Here is a 15404-nt window from a genome sequence, read left to right as displayed (position 1 = left end):
GAGTCGACTCAACTAGTTTGTCAGACTCGCCGTCGGTGGCGCAGGATGGCTTCACCAGACTTTCCCGGGGGACCCCGGAGAGAACGCAACAACGGAGGTAACTCACATGGCACGTGCTGTCGGCATCGACCTCGGTACGACGAACAGCGTCGTCGCCGTCCTGGAGGGTGGCGAGCCCACCGTCATCGCCAACGCAGAAGGCGCCCGCACGACCCCGTCGGTCGTCGCGTTCGCCAAGTCCGGCGAGGTGCTGGTCGGCGAGGTCGCCAAGCGCCAGGCGGTGACCAACGTCGACCGGACCATCCGTTCGGTCAAGCGCCACATGGGCACCGACTGGACCACCAAGATCGACGACAAGTCCTTCACCCCCCAGCAGATCAGCGCCTTCGTGCTCCAGAAGCTCAAGCGCGACGCCGAGGCCTACCTGGGCGAGCCGGTCACCGACGCGGTGATCACCGTCCCGGCGTACTTCTCCGACGCCCAGCGCCAGGCCACCAAGGAGGCGGGCGAGATCGCCGGCCTCAACGTCTCCCGGATCGTCAACGAGCCCACCGCGGCCGCGCTGGCCTACGGCCTCGACAAGGGCGACGACCAGACCATCCTCGTCTTCGACCTCGGTGGCGGCACGTTCGACGTCTCGCTGCTGGAGATCGGCGAGGGCGTGGTCGAGGTCAAGGCCACCTCCGGGGACAACCACCTCGGTGGTGACGACTGGGACAACCGCGTCGTGGAGTGGATGGTCGAGCGCTTCAAGAACAACAACGGCGTCGACCTGGCCGCCGACAAGATCGCCAAGCAGCGCCTCCAGGAGGCCGCTGAGAAGGCGAAGATCGAGCTGTCGAGCTCCAGCGAGACCACGATCCACCTGCCCTACATCACCCACGGCGAGTCCGGCCCGCTCCACTTCGAGGAGAAGCTGACCCGCGCCGAGTTCCAGCGGATGACCTCCGACCTGCTCGACCGGACCAAGAAGCCCTTCCAGTCGGTGCTCAAGGACGGCGGCGTCGCGATCAAGGACATCGACCACGTGGTCCTCGTCGGCGGCTCCACCCGGATGCCGGCCGTGGCCGAGGTCGTCAAGGACCTGCTCGGCGGCAAGGAGCCCAACAAGGGCGTCAACCCCGACGAGGTCGTGGCCCTGGGTGCGGCGCTGCAGGCCGGCGTCCTCAAGGGCGAGGTCAAGGACGTGCTGCTCCTCGACGTCACCCCGCTGAGCCTGGGCATCGAGACCAAGGGCGGCGTGATGACCACCCTGATCGAGCGCAACACCACCATCCCGACCAAGCGCTCGGAGATCTTCACCACCGCCGACGACAACCAGCCGTCGGTGGAGATCAAGGTCGCGCAGGGCGAGCGCCAGATGTGGGCGCAGAACCAGCCGCTCGGCAACTTCGAGCTCACCGGCCTGCCGCCGGCCCCGCGTGGGGTGCCGAAGATCGAGGTCACCTTCGACATCGACGCCAACGGCATCGTCCACGTCTCCGCCAAGGACCACGCGTCCGGCCGCGAGCAGTCGATGACCATCTCCGGTGGCTCGGCGCTCAGCAAGGACGAGATCGACCGGATGGTCAAGGAGGCCGAGCAGTACGCCGAGGAGGACGCCCAGCGGCGTGCCGCGGTCGACGCCCGCAACCAGGCCGACAGCCTCGTCTACACCACCGAGAAGTTCCTCTCCGAGAACGACGAGAAGCTTCCCGAGGACGTCAAGACCGAGGTCCGGGGCGACCTGGATGCTCTCAAGGCCACGCTGGCCGACGAGTCCGCGAGCGCCGACACCATCCAGGCGGGAGTCACCAAGCTCGGTGAGTCCAGCCAGAAGATGGGGGCCGCCATGTATGCGGCCGCCGAGGCCGACCAGGCCGCGGCCGGGGGCAGCGACGGCTCCACCGGTGAGGCCGACGAGGACGTCGTGGACGCCGAGATCGTCGACGACGCCACCGACGAGGGTGAGTCCAAGTGACCCAGTCCTCCGACCCGAGCGTCCAGCCGGACCGTCCCGAGACCGACGGCTCCCAGGCCGGGGCCCCCTCCCAGGAGGGGGCCCCGGCCCCGGCCGGTGGGTCCGGCCCGGGTGAGGCCGAGCAGTCGGGCACGGCGGACGAGGCGATCGCCTCCGACCTGGAGGCGGCCGGCGCCGAGGCCGCCAAGGCCAAGGAGGACGTCGTCACCCTGACCGCCGACCTTCAGCGCCTGCAGGCGGAGTTCCTCAACTACAAGCGCCGGGTCGAGCGGGACCGCCAGCTCGTCGCGGAGAACGCCGCCTACAAGGCGCTGGTCCCGGTGATCGAGGTCCTCGACGGCATCGACCGGGCCCGGGAGGCGGGCGAGGTCGAGGGGGGCTTCGCCATGGTCGCCGACCACCTCCAGCGGGCGGTGGCTCAGTCGGGCCTGGTGAGGTTCGGGGCGCCCGGCGAGGCCTTCGACCCCAACCTGCACGAGGCGCTCAGCCACCTCGGCGAGGACCCGGAGGTCACCGAGACCTCGGTCAAGGTCGTCGCCAAGGCGGGCTACCGGATGGGCGAGCGGGTCGTCCGCGCCGCCCTGGTGCTGGTCGTCGACCCGCCGGCCGGCGGCACCGCACCACAGGACGAGGCCGCCTCCGTCGAGGACGGCCCGGCCGAGCCGGACGCCTGAGGGCGCACGGCACCACTGATCACAGTCGATGACGACGGGAGGAGGGTGAGCACGTGAGCAACGACGGCATGCGAGCCGACTGGGCGAGCAAGGACTTCTACAAGGTGCTGGGCGTCGACAAGACCGCCGACCAGGCCGCGATCAAGAAGGCCTACCGCAAGCTCGCCCGCGAGAACCACCCGGACTCCAACCCCGGTGATCAGTCCAAGCAGGACACCTTCAAGGCCGTCGCCGAGGCCTACGACGTCATCGGGGACCCGGAGAAGCGCAAGAAGTACGACGAGATGCGCTCGCTCTACGGGTCCGGCGTGGGCTTCGGCGGCGGCGCCCCGGGCGGCGCCGGCGGGTTCGACTTCAACGACCTGTTCGGCGACCGCGGCCGGGGTGGGCCCGCCGGGGGCGGCGGCTTCGGGGACGTCTTCAGCGACCTCTTCGGTGGCGCCCGCACCCGGCCGCAGAGCCGGGCCCGCAAGGGCGCCGACGTCGAGACGACCGCGACGATCGGCTTCACCGACGCCATCGACGGGGTCACCATCTCGCTGCGGCTGACCTCCGACGCCGCCTGTCCCACCTGTCAGGGCACCGGCGGCAAGCCGGGCACCAAGCCCCACGTCTGCCCCGAGTGCGAGGGCACCGGCTTCGTGGTCTCCTCGGTGGGCGGCGCCTTCTCGATGAACGAGCCGTGCCCCGCGTGCCGGGGCCGCCAGCTGGTCTACGACGAGCCCTGCCCGACCTGCCACGGGTCGGGTCGAGGTACCTCCTCGCGCACCATCCAGGCGCGGATCCCCGCGGGGGTCAAGGACGGCCAGCGCATCCGGCTGAAGGGCAAGGGGGCGCCGGGCGAGAACGGCGGCCCGGCCGGCGACCTCTTCGTCACCGTCAAGGTGGGCAAGCACCGGGTCTTCGGCCGCTCCGGCGACAACCTCACCCTCGAGGTGCCGGTCTCCTTCGACGAGGCGGTGCTGGGCGCGGAGATCAAGATCCCCACCCTGGGCGGTGCCCCGGTCACGCTCAAGATTCCCGCCGGCACGCCCAACGGGCGCACCTTCCGGGTCCGCGGCAAGGGCGTCACCCGGCGCGACGGCACTCGCGGTGACCTGCTGGCCACCGTCGAGGTGCACGTGCCGGCGAGCGTCGACGGCCCGACCCGCGAGGCGGTCGAGGCCTACCGGGCCGCGACGGCCGGCCGGCCGCTGAGGACGAACCTGTTCGAGGGAGCCTGAGGATGAGGGACGGATTCGGGTCGCCGTCCCCCGAGGCGGCCGTCTACGTCATCTCCGTGGCGGCCGAGCTCACCGGCCTCCATCCCCAGACGCTGCGCAGCTATGAGCGGATGGGGCTGATCACCCCCGGCCGCACCGGTGGCGGCGGACGCCGCTACTCCTCCCGCGACCTCGAGCTGCTGCGGCGCATCGCCGACCTCAGCCGGGCCGGCATCGGGCTGGAGGGCGTACGCCGCATCCTCGAGCTCGACGACCAGGTGCTGGCCCTGCAGGCGCGCGCCGAAGGGTTGGAGGCCGAGCTGGCCGCGACCCGCGAGGCGCTGCGGCGCGCCACCGGCCGGAGCCGCGACGGCCACCTGGACCGCGGCTCCGACCGGCTGCCGGTGCTGCGCCAGCCCCAGCGGCAGGCGGCCGTGGTGGTGTGGCGGCGCACGCCGCACTGAGCCGGGCACTGAGCCGGGCACCGAGCCGGGCACCGAGCCGGTCGCGCGCCGCGTCCCGGACTGTCGGTGGGTTCCCGTAGCCTCTAGCCCGTGAGACGCCGATGAGCAAGATGGACAACCTGCGGGCGATGCGCGAGGCCCGCTACGAGCAGACGATGAAGAGGGCCGGGAGCGCGCCGGCCAAGCCCAAGGCGAAGTCCCCGGCGACGCCGGCCGCGGCCAAGACGCCGCGGGCGGAGCCTGCCTCGGACGCTCCGGCGACCGACGCCGCCGCCGAGGAGCTCTGCGGTCACCGCAACATGGGCGGCAAGTCGTGCACCCGCGAGAAGGGCCACGCGGCCAAGAGCCACCGCTACTCCTGACGCCTCAGCGCCAGTGGCCGGGCGCGGTGAAGCCCGGCGGCAGCGTCGTGCTGCGGTCCCCGCGCGCCGCGGCCACCTGCGGGCGGGTCAGGAAGAGGGCGCCGGCGAGTGCGGCCCCGCGCACGTCGGCGTCCCGCAGGTCGGCGCCGAGGAGGTCCGCGCCGTCGAGGTCGCACCCGCGCAGGTCGGCGGCGATGAGGAGCGCGCCGTGCAGGTCGGCGCCCCGCAGGTCGCGGCCCCGCAGGTCCTGGCCGGCCAGGTCGGCGCGGGCCAGGTCCGCACCGGGGTCGCGGACCCGGCCGGAGGCCGCCCGGAGCGCCGCGGAGACCTCGGTCATCACCTCGTCGAGGTCGAGGGCCAACAGCTCCTCGGGGGTGCCCTCGGTGAGCGGCAGGACCCGCGCCAGCAGCTGCGCGACCTCGGGGGCGGGCGCGCGGCGCTCCGCCTCGAGGAGGTGGCTCGCCGCCTCGTGCAGCAGCCGCATCACCGACAGCACCGCCGCCATCTCGGAACGGTCGGCGCCGGGGTCGCGCCAGGACCGCCCGGCGTAGGTCACCTCGGTGAGGTGCTGGCCCGCGCCGAAGCAGTCGAAGACCGTGCAGCCGGGCCACCCCTCCTCGCGCAGGACGGCGTGGATCGAGCAGCGGTCGTCCGCCGCCAGGTGGTGGCAGGGCGGTCCGCCGGGCTTGTCGACCCCGAAGCCGTCAGCGGCCCGGAAGGGGAGCAGGACGCAGCAGAGCCCGGTGCACCGGCTGCAGTCGGCGACGAGCTCCAGCGGCTTCACCGACCGACGCGGACCCCGTGGTCGCGGTGCTCGAAGTCGCGCCCCAGGGGGTAGGGGCGGATGGGGCGGACGGCGCCGGCCTCGTAGACGCGGAGCAGGTGCTCGGTGATCGTCTTGGCCGACACGCCCTTGACGATGTAGCCCCAGGCGCCCTCCTTGAGGGCGGCCTCGGTCATGTAGGTGGCGCTGATGGCCGAGCAGACCACGACGCGGCTCAGGGGGGAGTCCTCGGCGATGAGCGGGATGATCTCCAGGCCGCCGATCTCGGGCATGTGCAGGTCGAGCAGCACGATGTCCGGCTTCTCGGTCGCGATCATCGCCATCGCGGACTCGGCGTCGCCGGCGTCCCCGGCCACCTCGAACCCGGAGGAGTCGAGGGCGATGCGCAGCACGAAGCGGACCTCCTCGTCGTCGTCCACGATGACCACGCGGATGGGGCCCCGGTCGTTGTCGGGGACGAGGGGGGACTCAGGGGTCTCCTCAGCGGGCGGCGCCGGTTCCGGGACGCGCCCGGCCTCGGAGTTGCCTCGAAACAGCTTCACCAATTCCTCCACGTGTCGTGGGTCAGCGGACCCATGGTGCCATGTGGGCACCCCCGCCGCAGGATGATCCGGCTAAAACACAAAGTTGAGTGGAACAGACTCAACTTCTCCCGCGTTGAGAAGTATGACGTCCCACCCGCGTCGACCCGTTTTCGCAGATCAGCAGGAGGTCACCCGTGAGCCAGTTCGGAGCCGACAAGTTCACCACCAGGAGCCGGGAGGCGATCGAGGCCGCCCAGCTCGCCGCCACCACCGCCGGCAACAGCCAGACCGAGCCGGTCCACCTGCTGGTCGCGCTGCTGCGACAGGGCGACGGCATCGCCCGCAGCCTGCTCGCCAAGGCCGGCGTCGAGCCCGACGTGGCCCTGGCCGCGGCCGAGCAGGCCGAGAGCGCGCTGCCCCGCGCCACCGGGTCCACGGTGCAGCAGCCGGCCGCCTCGGCCGCGCTCACCCGGGTGCTGGCCTCCGCCATCGACCTCGCCGGCTCGCTCAAGGACGACTACGTCGCCACCGAGCACCTGCTGATCGGCCTGGTCACGGTGGAGTCCACCGCGCAGAAGGTGCTCACCGACCTCGGCGTCACCGCCGACGGCCTGCGCGAGAGCATCACCGCGGTCCGCGGGAACCGCCGGGTGACCAGCCAGGACGCGGAGTCGACGTACGAGGCGCTGGAGAAGTACTCCGTGGACCTCACCGCCGCGGCCTCGGAGGGCCGGCTCGACCCGGTCATCGGCCGCGACGCGGAGATCCGCCGGGTGGTGCAGGTGCTCAGCCGCCGCACCAAGAACAACCCGGTGCTGATCGGCGAGCCCGGCGTCGGCAAGACCGCGGTGGTGGAGGGCCTGGCCCAGCGGGTGGTCGACGGCGACGTCCCCGACTCCCTCAAGGGGCGTCGGGTGCTCAGCCTCGACCTGGCCGCCATGGTGGCCGGCGCGAAGTACCGCGGCGAGTTCGAGGAGCGGCTTAAGGCGGTCCTGGAGGAGATCAAGGACGCCGGCGGCCAGATCATCACCTTCATCGACGAGCTGCACACCGTCGTGGGCGCGGGCGCCGGCGGCGACTCCAGCATGGACGCCGGCAACATGCTCAAGCCGATGCTGGCCCGCGGCGAGCTCCACATGATCGGCGCGACCACGCTCGACGAGTACCGCGAGCGGATCGAGAAGGACCCCGCCCTGGAGCGCCGCTTCCAGCAGGTCTTCGTGGGCGAGCCCAGCGTCGAGGACACCATCCAGATCCTGCGTGGCATCCAGGAGAAGTACGAGGCCCACCACGGCGTCCGGATCACCGACGGCGCCCTGGTCGCGGCCGCCACGCTCAGCGACCGCTACATCACCGGTCGTCAGCTGCCCGACAAGGCGATCGACCTGATCGACGAGGCCGCCTCCCGGCTCCGGATGGAGATCGAGTCCTCCCCGGAGGAGATCGACGAGCTGCGCCGCCGCGCCGAGCGGATGAGGATGGAGGAGTTCGCGCTGGCCCGCGAGACCGACGAGGCCTCGCTCGAGCGGCTGGCGGCGCTGCGCACCGAGCTGGCCGACGTCCAGGAGGAGCTGCGCGCCCTCGAGGCCCGCTGGGAGCGGGAGAAGTCGTCCCTGGAGGGCGAGGGCGAGCTGCGCCGCCGCCTCGACAGCGTGCGCGTGCAGGCCGAGAAGCTGCAGCGCGAGGGCGGTGAGGAGAACCTGCGGAAGGCCTCCGAGATCCTCTACGTCCAGATCCCGCAGCTCGAGCGGGCCCTGGCCGACTCCGTCGACGCCGAGGGCTCCGCCGCGGAGCCCCTGGTCGGCGACCAGGTCGGCGCCGAGCAGGTGGCCGAGGTGGTGGAGGCCTGGACCGGCATCCCCACCGGCCGGATGCTCCAGGGGGAGACCGCCAAGCTGCTCGACATGGAGGCCGAGATCGGCAAGCGGCTGGTCGGCCAGCGCGAGGCGGTCGAGGCGGTCAGCGACGCGGTGCGCCGTTCGCGGGCCGGCATCGCCGACCCCAACCGGCCCACCGGCTCCTTCCTCTTCCTCGGGCCCACCGGCACCGGCAAGACCGAGCTGGCCAAGAGCCTGGCCGACTTCCTCTTCGACGACGAGCGGGCGATCATCCGCATCGACATGAGCGAGTACTCCGAGAAGCACTCGGTCTCCCGGCTGGTGGGCGCCCCTCCCGGCTACGTCGGCTACGACGAGGGCGGCCAGCTCACCGAGGCCGTGCGGCGTCGCCCCTACAGCGTGGTGCTGCTCGACGAGGTGGAGAAGGCGCACCCCGAGGTCTTCGACATCCTGCTCCAGGTGCTCGACGACGGCCGCCTCACCGACGGCCAGGGGCGCACCGTGGACTTCCGCAACACCCTGCTGATCCTGACCTCCAACCTGGGCTCCAACTTCCTGGTCGACCCGACCCTGGAGCACGACGCCAAGCGCGACTCGGTGATGGCGGTGGTGCGCTCCTCGTTCAAGCCCGAGTTCCTCAACCGCCTCGACGAGATCGTCATCTTCGAGGCGCTCACCCCCGAGGAGCTCGCGCACATCGTCGACCTCCAGCTGGTGCTGCTCGAGCAGCGGCTGGCGGCCCGGCGGATCACCATCGAGGTCAGCGACCCGGCGCGCAAGTGGCTGGCGGAGACCGGCTTCGACCCGGCCTACGGCGCCCGACCGCTGCGCCGGCTGATCCAGACCTCGATCGGCGACCCGCTGGCCCGGATGCTGATCGCCGGCGAGGTCACCGACGGCGACGTCGTCCGGGTCGACGTCGGTGACGGCGGGCTGGTCCTGCACCGCTGAGCGGGACCGGCCGGGGCGGGCGTCGACCGCGCCCGGGATCGGGTTGGGGGCGACATGGTGCAATGGCGGCGTGAGCTCTCCAACCCATCCCCGCCCGCCCCAGGTCACCCTCGCCGGTTGGATGATCATCGTCGGCTCCGTGCTGGTGGTGGGCAGCGTGTTCGAGATCGTCTCCGGGATGCGCTCGCTCGAGACCCGGGAGGCGATCGACTCCTTCCTCTCGGACCCGCCCGGCGACACCCTGGGCTGGACGCCGGAGACGGTGATGACCTTCCTGCGGGCCGCCGCCATGGTCACCGCCGGCTGCGCCACCGCCGCCGCCGTGCTCGGGTGGCATGTGCTGCGCCGCCACCGCGGCGCCCGGATCGGCCTGACCGTCCTGGCCGGCCCGCTCTTCGTGGCCGGCGTGGTGACGGGCGGCTTCATGTCCTCGCTGGTGGCCGCGGCGTCGCTGATGCTCTGGCTCCAGCCCGCCCGGGACTGGTTCAACGGCAAGGAGTGGAGCCCGCCCGGCTCCGCCAAGGAGACCGCCCGGGGCCAGGCCGGCCCTCAGGCGCCCGTCCTGCCCCCGACTCCCTCCGCCCCCTCGGTCCCGGGCGGTGAGGCCGGGGCGACCGAGGGCCGCCCCGTGCAGGGGTTCGGCGACCGGCCCGGCTGGCTGCCCGAGCAGGCCCCGGGCGCGCCCGGTCAGCCGGCGCCGCGCGGCAAGCGCCCCGACGTGGTGCTGGTCGCCGCCCTGCTGACCTGGCTCTTCGCCGGGCTCACCTTCCTCATCACCGCGCTGGGGGTGGCGGTGCTGGCCGCCTCGCCCGACCAGCTGATGGCCGAGGTCGAGCGGCAGCAGCCCGACCTCCTCGAGCAGGGGATCACCGAGGACATGCTGCTCACCACCACCTACGCGTTCGGCACGGTGGCCGCGCTCTGGTCGCTGGCCGCCGTGGTCGCCGCCGTGCTGCTGGTGCGCGGCGTGCGCTGGGCCGGCACGCTCCTGCTGGTGCTCTCGATCGGTGCCTCGGTCGCCTGCTTCATCGCCGCGCTGACCAACCCGGTGCTGGCCCTGCCGGCGCTCGCCGCCCTGATGGTGGTGGTGATCCTGCGCCGCACCGACGTCCGGACCTGGCTCGCAGGTCCGCGGCCCCCTCAGTAGCCTCCTCCCTGCTGTCTCAGCGAGGGGGAACACCATGGGGGCCCGACGCCACGACCGCGTCGCCGACCGCCGTGGCGGACCACACCGGGATGGTCGCCGAACCCCTGGAGGCCGAGCGGCTCCAGCCGGTCGGCGCGCTCCGGGCGCCCGGCAACCCCGAGTTCGGCTGCACCTGGGCGACTCCCAGGTCGTCAGTCCCCTCTCGAGCGACGCGACCGAGCCGTCCGTGGGGTCCTTCGACCTCGCCACGGGGGCGGCCCGCTACGACCTGGACGCCGCCCACGTCTACCTGCACGACCAGAGCGTGCTCGTCCACGCCCTGACCTCGAGCCCCGGGGACAGGGTCTTCGCCCAGCTCTACCGCTGAACCCGGGACGCCGACGGTCCGGTCTGCTGCCGGGCCCCGAAGTGCAGGTCGGCCGCGGCCAGGCGGCGTACCCCCTCGCTGATGACCTCGGGCTGCTTGCAGAAGGCCCAGCGCACCAGGTGGCGCCCCGCCTCGACGTCGTCGTAGAAGGGCTGGAGGGGGATCGCGACCACGCCCGCCACCTGGGGGAGCGCCTCGCAGAAGGCCGTCGAGTCAGGCCAGCCGAGCGCGCGGATGTCGGTGAGGGCGAAGTAGGTGCCCTCGGGAGTGAACGGCGCCAGCCCAGCCGCCGCGAGCCCCTCGACCAGCAGGTCGCGGCGTCCCTCCAGGGCCCGGGCCAGCTCGGCGGGCCAACCGGCCTCGGCGTCCAGGGCGTGGGCCACCGCCGGCTGCAGCGGGGCGCCGGAGGTGAAGGTGAGCCACTGCTTGGCCCCCACCAGGGCGCCGACCAGGTCGGCCGGGCCGGTCGCCCAGCCCACCTTCCACCCGGTGAACGACCAGCTCTTGCCGACGCTGGACAGCGTCAGGGTCCTCTCCCACATGCCGGGCAGGGTGGCCAGCGGGACGTGCTGGTGGCCGGTGAAGACCAGGTGCTCGTAGACCTCGTCGGTGACCACCACGAGGTCGTGCTCGACCGCGACCCGGGCCACCTCCTCCAGCTCCGCGCGGGTCAGCACCGTGCCGGTCGGGTTGTGCGGGGTGTTGAGCAGCAGCACCCGGGTGCGCGGGGTGATGGCCGCCCGCAGCGCCGCGGCGTCCAGCCGGAAGTCGGGAGCCCGCAGGGTGACCGGGCGGCGCACCCCGCCGGCCATCTGGATCATCGCCAGGTAGGAGTCGTAGTAGGGCTCGAGCACCGCGACCTCGTCGCCCGGGTCGACCAGGCCCAGGAGCGCGGCGGCGATCCCCTCGGTGGCGCCCGTGGTGACCGCCACCTCGCCGGCGTCGGGGTCGGGCTCCAGCCCGTAGTGGCGCTGCTGGTGGCGGGCGATCGCGGCCCGCAGCTCGGGGACTCCCGGCCCGGGGGCGTACTGGTTGCGCCCTTCGGCGAGCGCCCGGCGCGCCGCCTCCACCACCGAGGCCGGGCCGTCCTCGTCGGGGAACCCCTGGCCCAGGTTGAGGGCTCCGGTGCGGGTCGCCAGCGCCGACATCCGGGTGAAGATGGTCGGGGGGATGCCGTCGAGCCGTCTCGCCTGCGCGCGCATGCCTGCGAGGGTAGCCCCCGCGCAGTGGGAGGATCGGGGCATGAGCGACGCCCTCCACACCCCCGCGCTGCACGACCCCGGCTTGGCCGCCGACATCGACGCGACCTGCCGGCTGACCGGTGAGTTCACCCTCCGGTCGGGACAGCAGGCGAGCGAGTACTTCGACAAGTACCTCTTCGAGGCCCAGCCCACCCTGCTCGCCCGGGTGGCCGAGCAGATGGTGCCGCTGCTACCCGAGGACACCGAGCTGCTCGGCGGCCTCGAGCTCGGCGGCGTACCGATCGCCACGATGGTCAGCGCCCGCACCGGCCTGCCGGCCCTGTTCGTGCGCAAGAAGGCCAAGGAGTACGGCACCTGCAAGCTCGCCGAGGGTCCCGACGTGGCGGGGCGCCGGATCACCCTGATCGAGGACGTGATCACCACCGGCGGGGCCGTCCGTGACGCGACGCGCGAGCTGCGCGCCGCCGGCGCGATCGTCGAGGTCGTGATCTGTGCCATCGACCGGAGCCCCGCGGGGGAGAACCCGCTGGCCGACGTCGGGCTCGAGGTGCGGCCGGTGCTCACCAAGGCACAGCTGGACGCGGTCACCCGCTGACGGCTCCTGCGGGGCGGCTAGACAGTCTCACTAACTAGTGACACTATCTAGTCATGCCTGCCCACGCCTGGCCCAGTGACTGGGTCCGCGCCACGCTCGCCCTGTGCGTGCTGCGCGTGCTCGCCGACGGGCCGACCTACGGCTACGCCGTCGCCGGGGCCCTGGAGGAGGCGGGCTTCGGCTCGGTCAAGGGAGGGACCCTCTACCCCCTCCTCGGCCGCCTCGAGACCGCCGGCTGGGTCAGTGTCGAGTGGCGCGCCGGCGAGGGCGGCCCCGGGCGGAAGTACTTCGCCCTGACCGCCGCCGGCGCCGCCGAGCTGGGCCGCCAGAGCCAGGAGTGGGCCGACTTCACCCGCATGGTGGGCGACCACCTGCGCCGACCGGGAGGGACCGCATGACGACCGCCGACCTGCACAAGGACCACCAGCGCTGGCTCGCCGAGCTGACTCTCGAGCTGCGGCTGCTCGACGTCGACGGACACCGGATCGGGGACGCGGTGGCGAGCGCCCGGGAGTTCCTCGCCGACGCCGGGGTGCCGGCGGAGGAGGCGTTCGGCTCGCCCCGGACCTACGCCGAGGAGCTCGGCCTGCAGCCGGCGCCCGAGGACCGCACCCTCCTCACGGGCACGATCGTGCACGCGGTGATCGGCGTCCTCGGCTTCCTCGCGTTCGCACTGGCCGGGGGAGAGGCATGGCGGGGGGAGGAGTTCTCCCTCGACGCCGGGCTCGCCGCGGTCGTCCTCGTCGTCCTCGTGCTGGTGCTGGCCACCCCCCGGCTGCTGCCGGGGGTGATGCGGGCCGCCCCCTGGAAGATCTTCGCCGGGTCCTTCCTGCTCCTCGGTGTGCAGACGGCCTCGATCCTCGCGCTCGGCGAGCGGGAGCTGGTCAGTGTCCCGGCCTGGCCGCTGGCGGCCGTCGGCCTGGTGATCCTGGTGGCCGAGCTGGTCCGCGCCCTCACCGGACGTGTCGAGGAGGACCCGGTGGTGGAGCCCCTCCAGGACGACGCCGCAGGGGGCGGTGCCCACCGGTGGCTGATGGCCCTGCCCCAGGTGGTCAGCTTCGTCGCCGCGTGGGTGTTCGTGCTGCTGGACGTCCTGACGGGCTGAGGTCAGTCGACGTCCTGGCCCAGGATGTCGCGGTCGGGGCCGCCGTCCTGGGGGCCGATCTCGGCGCCGGGGGCGTTGGTCCGCTTGTGGCGCCACCACTCCCAGGCGATCGGGATCACCGAGAAGGCGATGATCGCGATGATCGCCTTGTCGATGTTGTCGCCGAGCGCGGGGAACGCCGTACCGAGGAAGTAGCCGAGCATGGTGATGCTGACGACCCAGAGCACGGCGCCGACGGCGCTCCAGGTGAAGAACCGGCGGCGGCTCATCTTGGTGACGCCGGCGACCACGGTGATGTAGGTCCGCACGAAGGGCACGAACCGGCCGATCACCAGGGCCTTGTTGCCGTGCTTGTCGAAGAAGGCCTGCGTCTGGTCGAAGTACTTGCGCTTGAGGATCCTGCCGTCCGGCCGGTTGTAGAGCGGCGTCCCGATCGCCCGGCCGATCTCGTAGCCGGCGACGTTGCCCAGGAAGCCGGCCAGGGCGAAGAGGCCGAGGGCGACCAGCAGCTCGACGAACGAGCCGCCGGGGAAGATGTCGATCTTCTCGCCGGCGATGAAGAGCCCCATCGCGAAGAGCAGGCTGTCGCCGGGCAGGAACGGGAAGAAGAGCCCGCACTCCACGAAGATGATCACGAGGCTCAGCCAGAACAGCTCCTCGCCGAAGCGGTCCAGCAGCCAGTCGGGATCCATCCAGTCCATGCCCAGGAGAAGGGGCTGGAGAAGGAGCTGGAGGTCCAGGAGCAAGGTCACGCGCGCCACCCTAACGGGGCCACCAACTGAACCGCATGCCCGCTGAGACCCGGACCTGCTCGGCCGCCGGCCGGCCGCGGCGCCTAACGTGTCGGGCGTGGACCCAGAGGTGGACGCGCCCCGCGCGCCGTACGACCCGATGCCCCACGGGCAGGCCGAGGTCGGCGTCGGTCCGTGGCCGGGGGAGTGGCCGACCGGCCCGCAGTACGACCCGGTCCTGCTCGCCGAGGGCGACCGGCGCAACGTGGTCGACCGCTACCGCTACTGGACCGTCGAGGCGATCGTCGCCGACCTCGACACCCGCCGCCACGACTTCCACGTGGCGATCGAGAACTGGCAGCACGACTTCAACATCGGCACCATCGTCCGCACCGCCAACGCCTTCCTGGCTGCCGAGGTGCACATCGTGGGGCGCAAGCGGTGGAACCGGCGCGGCGCCATGGTCACCGACCGCTACCAGCACGTGCGCCACCACGAGGACGCCGCGGCGCTGGCCGCATACCTGCACTCCCTCGAGGAGCCGGTGCGGCTGCTGGGCATCGACAACCTGCCCGGCTCGGCGCACCTGGAGACCATGGCGATGCCGCGCCGGGTCTGCTTCCTCTTCGGCCAGGAGGGTCCGGGGCTCTCCGCCGGGGCACGGGAGGCCTGCGACGGGACCTTCTCGATCGCCCAGTTCGGCTCCACCCGGTCGATCAACGCCAGTGCCGCGGCGGCGATCGCCATGCACGGCTGGATCCGGGAGCACGCCGACCTCTCCGACGAGGCCGCCTGGCGGGGCTAGCGTGGGCCCATGATCGGCACACCAGGGGGAACGCCCGAGAAGCCGGCCCTCTTCTTCTCCGGGCCGGAGGAGTTCCGCGCCTGGCTCGAGGCCCACCACGACACCGCGGACGAGCTCTGGATGGGGTTGTGGAAGAGCCACGTCCCGGATCGCGGGCTGACCTGGGCGCAGGCCGTCCCCGAGGCGCTCTGCTTCGGCTGGATCGACTCGGTCTCCCAGCGCATCGACGACGACGCGCGCCGCCAGCGCTGGACCCCGCGACGCCGCGGGAGCAACTGGAGCAAGGTCAACGTCGCCCACGTCGAGCGGCTGGTCGCCGAGGGCCGGATGCGCCCCGCCGGGCTGGCCGCGTTCGAGGCCCGGCGCGACGACCGGACCGGTGTCTACTCCTTCGAGGGCGGCCGCGACGACGAGCTGCCCGGCCCGCTGCAGGCCGAGCTGGAGGGGGTGCCGGTGGCGGCGGCGTTCTGGGCGGGCGCGACCCCGTCCTACCGGCGTGCGGTCGTGCACTGGGTCGTCTCGGCCAAGCGGGAGGAGACCCGGGCCAAGCGGCTGGCCGAGCTGGTCGCCTGCTGCTCGCGCGGGATCCTGGTCGGCTTCCAGCGGTACGGCGCGGAGCCGGCGTGGGCGGGCAGGCTGCGCGACGAGCTCGGGATGGGCGGCGGGCCCGCCGACTGAGCGCGGCGACGGCCG

Annotated in this window: 17 protein-coding genes; 13 read left to right on the top strand and 4 right to left on the bottom strand. The window is 72.7% G+C overall.

The features are described from left to right. Nucleotides 1-106 precede the first annotated feature (106 nt). The 5 genes from dnaK (at nucleotide 107) to AC4BG9_RS09285 (ending at nucleotide 4662) form a co-directional block, all read left to right on the top strand. Nucleotides 107-1960, top strand: coding sequence for a molecular chaperone DnaK (dnaK, locus tag AC4BG9_RS09305; RefSeq protein WP_490570813.1), 1854 nt, complete (start codon nucleotides 107-109; stop codon nucleotides 1958-1960). Beyond that, nucleotides 1957-2634, top strand: coding sequence for a nucleotide exchange factor GrpE (grpE, locus tag AC4BG9_RS09300; RefSeq protein WP_490570812.1), 678 nt, complete (start codon nucleotides 1957-1959; stop codon nucleotides 2632-2634). The genes dnaK and grpE overlap by 4 nt, the downstream gene beginning before the upstream one ends. 68 nt (nucleotides 2635-2702) lie before the next feature. After that, a complete protein-coding gene (gene dnaJ, locus AC4BG9_RS09295; RefSeq protein WP_490571071.1) occupies nucleotides 2703-3857 on the top strand; it encodes a molecular chaperone DnaJ in 1155 nt (384 codons plus the stop codon). A 2-nt stretch (nucleotides 3858-3859) separates the two neighbouring features. Further along, on the top strand, nucleotides 3860-4300 hold the full coding sequence (locus AC4BG9_RS09290) for a heat shock protein transcriptional repressor HspR (protein WP_490570811.1): 441 nt from the start codon (nucleotides 3860-3862) through the stop codon (nucleotides 4298-4300). A gap of 101 nt (nucleotides 4301-4401) precedes the next feature. Then, nucleotides 4402-4662, top strand: coding sequence for a hypothetical protein (locus AC4BG9_RS09285; RefSeq protein ID WP_490570810.1), 261 nt, complete (start codon nucleotides 4402-4404; stop codon nucleotides 4660-4662). Nucleotides 4663-4666: 4 nt separating this feature from the next. On the opposite strand, the gene AC4BG9_RS09280 is transcribed toward AC4BG9_RS09285, so the two are convergent. Next, nucleotides 4667-5446, bottom strand: a complete 780-nt coding sequence (locus AC4BG9_RS09280) for a pentapeptide repeat-containing protein (protein WP_490570809.1) — start codon at nucleotides 5444-5446, stop codon at nucleotides 4667-4669. Beyond that, nucleotides 5443-5988, bottom strand: coding sequence for a response regulator (locus tag AC4BG9_RS09275; protein WP_490570808.1), 546 nt, complete (start codon nucleotides 5986-5988; stop codon nucleotides 5443-5445). Before AC4BG9_RS09275 ends, AC4BG9_RS09280 begins: the two co-directional genes overlap by 4 nt. A 176-nt stretch (nucleotides 5989-6164) precedes the next feature. Here AC4BG9_RS09275 and clpB point away from each other — a divergent pair, with 176 nt between their 5' ends. From clpB to AC4BG9_RS09260, 3 genes are all read left to right on the top strand, one after another. Beyond that, a complete protein-coding gene (clpB, locus tag AC4BG9_RS09270) occupies nucleotides 6165-8759 on the top strand; it encodes an ATP-dependent chaperone ClpB (protein ID WP_490570807.1) in 2595 nt (864 codons plus the stop codon). Between the two features lie 70 nt (nucleotides 8760-8829). Then, a complete protein-coding gene (locus AC4BG9_RS09265) occupies nucleotides 8830-9906 on the top strand; it encodes a hypothetical protein (protein ID WP_490570806.1) in 1077 nt (358 codons plus the stop codon). Between the two features lie 226 nt (nucleotides 9907-10132). Further along, nucleotides 10133-10273, top strand: a complete 141-nt coding sequence (locus AC4BG9_RS09260) for a hypothetical protein (RefSeq protein WP_490570805.1) — start codon at nucleotides 10133-10135, stop codon at nucleotides 10271-10273. Here the strand turns inward: AC4BG9_RS09260 and AC4BG9_RS09255 are convergent. Continuing rightward, nucleotides 10264-11475, bottom strand: a complete 1212-nt coding sequence (locus tag AC4BG9_RS09255; RefSeq protein WP_490570804.1) for a pyridoxal phosphate-dependent aminotransferase — start codon at nucleotides 11473-11475, stop codon at nucleotides 10264-10266. The two genes, AC4BG9_RS09260 and AC4BG9_RS09255, sit on opposite strands and share 10 nt — an antisense overlap. A 40-nt stretch (nucleotides 11476-11515) precedes the next feature. Here AC4BG9_RS09255 and pyrE point away from each other — a divergent pair, with 40 nt between their 5' ends. Genes pyrE through AC4BG9_RS09240 form a run of 3 tightly spaced genes read left to right on the top strand, consistent with a single transcriptional unit; the run spans nucleotide 11516 to nucleotide 13175 of the window. Beyond that, nucleotides 11516-12070, top strand: a complete 555-nt coding sequence (gene pyrE, locus AC4BG9_RS09250) for an orotate phosphoribosyltransferase (protein ID WP_490570803.1) — start codon at nucleotides 11516-11518, stop codon at nucleotides 12068-12070. Nucleotides 12071-12123: 53 nt separating this feature from the next. Continuing rightward, nucleotides 12124-12468: a PadR family transcriptional regulator gene (locus AC4BG9_RS09245; RefSeq protein ID WP_490570802.1), complete on the top strand. Its 345-nt coding sequence runs from the start codon at nucleotides 12124-12126 to the stop codon at nucleotides 12466-12468. Next, nucleotides 12465-13175 carry a hypothetical protein gene (locus AC4BG9_RS09240; RefSeq protein WP_490570801.1) on the top strand — a complete coding sequence of 237 codons (711 nt, stop codon included), beginning with the start codon at nucleotides 12465-12467 and terminating at the stop codon, nucleotides 13173-13175. The genes AC4BG9_RS09245 and AC4BG9_RS09240 overlap by 4 nt, the downstream gene beginning before the upstream one ends. Before the next feature lie 2 nt (nucleotides 13176-13177). Here the strand turns inward: AC4BG9_RS09240 and AC4BG9_RS09235 are convergent, their stop codons facing one another. After that, nucleotides 13178-13927, bottom strand: coding sequence for a DedA family protein (locus tag AC4BG9_RS09235; RefSeq protein ID WP_490570800.1), 750 nt, complete (start codon nucleotides 13925-13927; stop codon nucleotides 13178-13180). 139 nt (nucleotides 13928-14066) lie between these two features. On the opposite strand from AC4BG9_RS09235, the gene AC4BG9_RS09230 reads away from it, so the two are divergent. Further along, nucleotides 14067-14711 (top strand): TrmH family RNA methyltransferase, encoded by a 645-nt coding sequence (locus AC4BG9_RS09230; RefSeq protein WP_490571070.1) that lies wholly within the window; start codon nucleotides 14067-14069, stop codon nucleotides 14709-14711. Nucleotides 14712-14720: 9 nt separating this feature from the next. Beyond that, nucleotides 14721-15389 carry a YdeI/OmpD-associated family protein gene (locus tag AC4BG9_RS09225; RefSeq protein WP_490570799.1) on the top strand — a complete coding sequence of 223 codons (669 nt, stop codon included), beginning with the start codon at nucleotides 14721-14723 and terminating at the stop codon, nucleotides 15387-15389. Nucleotides 15390-15404: the final 15 nt, after the last annotated feature.

Source organism: Nocardioides sp. Z40_12, assembly GCF_058215795.1.
Note: the sequence above shows the minus strand (reverse complement) of the source record. Positions and strands in the feature narration are given on the sequence as shown.

Coding starts and splice junctions, on each gene's coding strand:
- pyrE (WP_490570803.1), top strand. CDS start 11,516: ATGAGCGACGCCCTCCACACCCCCGCGCTGCACGACCCCGGCTTGGCC.
- AC4BG9_RS09255 (WP_490570804.1), bottom strand. CDS start 11,475: ATGCGCGCGCAGGCGAGACGGCTCGACGGCATCCCCCCGACCATCTTC.
- AC4BG9_RS09285 (WP_490570810.1), top strand. CDS start 4,402: ATGAGCAAGATGGACAACCTGCGGGCGATGCGCGAGGCCCGCTACGAG.
- AC4BG9_RS09240 (WP_490570801.1), top strand. CDS start 12,465: ATGACGACCGCCGACCTGCACAAGGACCACCAGCGCTGGCTCGCCGAG.
- dnaK (WP_490570813.1), top strand. CDS start 107: ATGGCACGTGCTGTCGGCATCGACCTCGGTACGACGAACAGCGTCGTC.
- AC4BG9_RS09230 (WP_490571070.1), top strand. CDS start 14,067: ATGCCCCACGGGCAGGCCGAGGTCGGCGTCGGTCCGTGGCCGGGGGAG.
- AC4BG9_RS09290 (WP_490570811.1), top strand. CDS start 3,860: ATGAGGGACGGATTCGGGTCGCCGTCCCCCGAGGCGGCCGTCTACGTC.
- AC4BG9_RS09245 (WP_490570802.1), top strand. CDS start 12,124: ATGCCTGCCCACGCCTGGCCCAGTGACTGGGTCCGCGCCACGCTCGCC.
- AC4BG9_RS09225 (WP_490570799.1), top strand. CDS start 14,721: ATGATCGGCACACCAGGGGGAACGCCCGAGAAGCCGGCCCTCTTCTTC.
- dnaJ (WP_490571071.1), top strand. CDS start 2,703: ATGCGAGCCGACTGGGCGAGCAAGGACTTCTACAAGGTGCTGGGCGTC.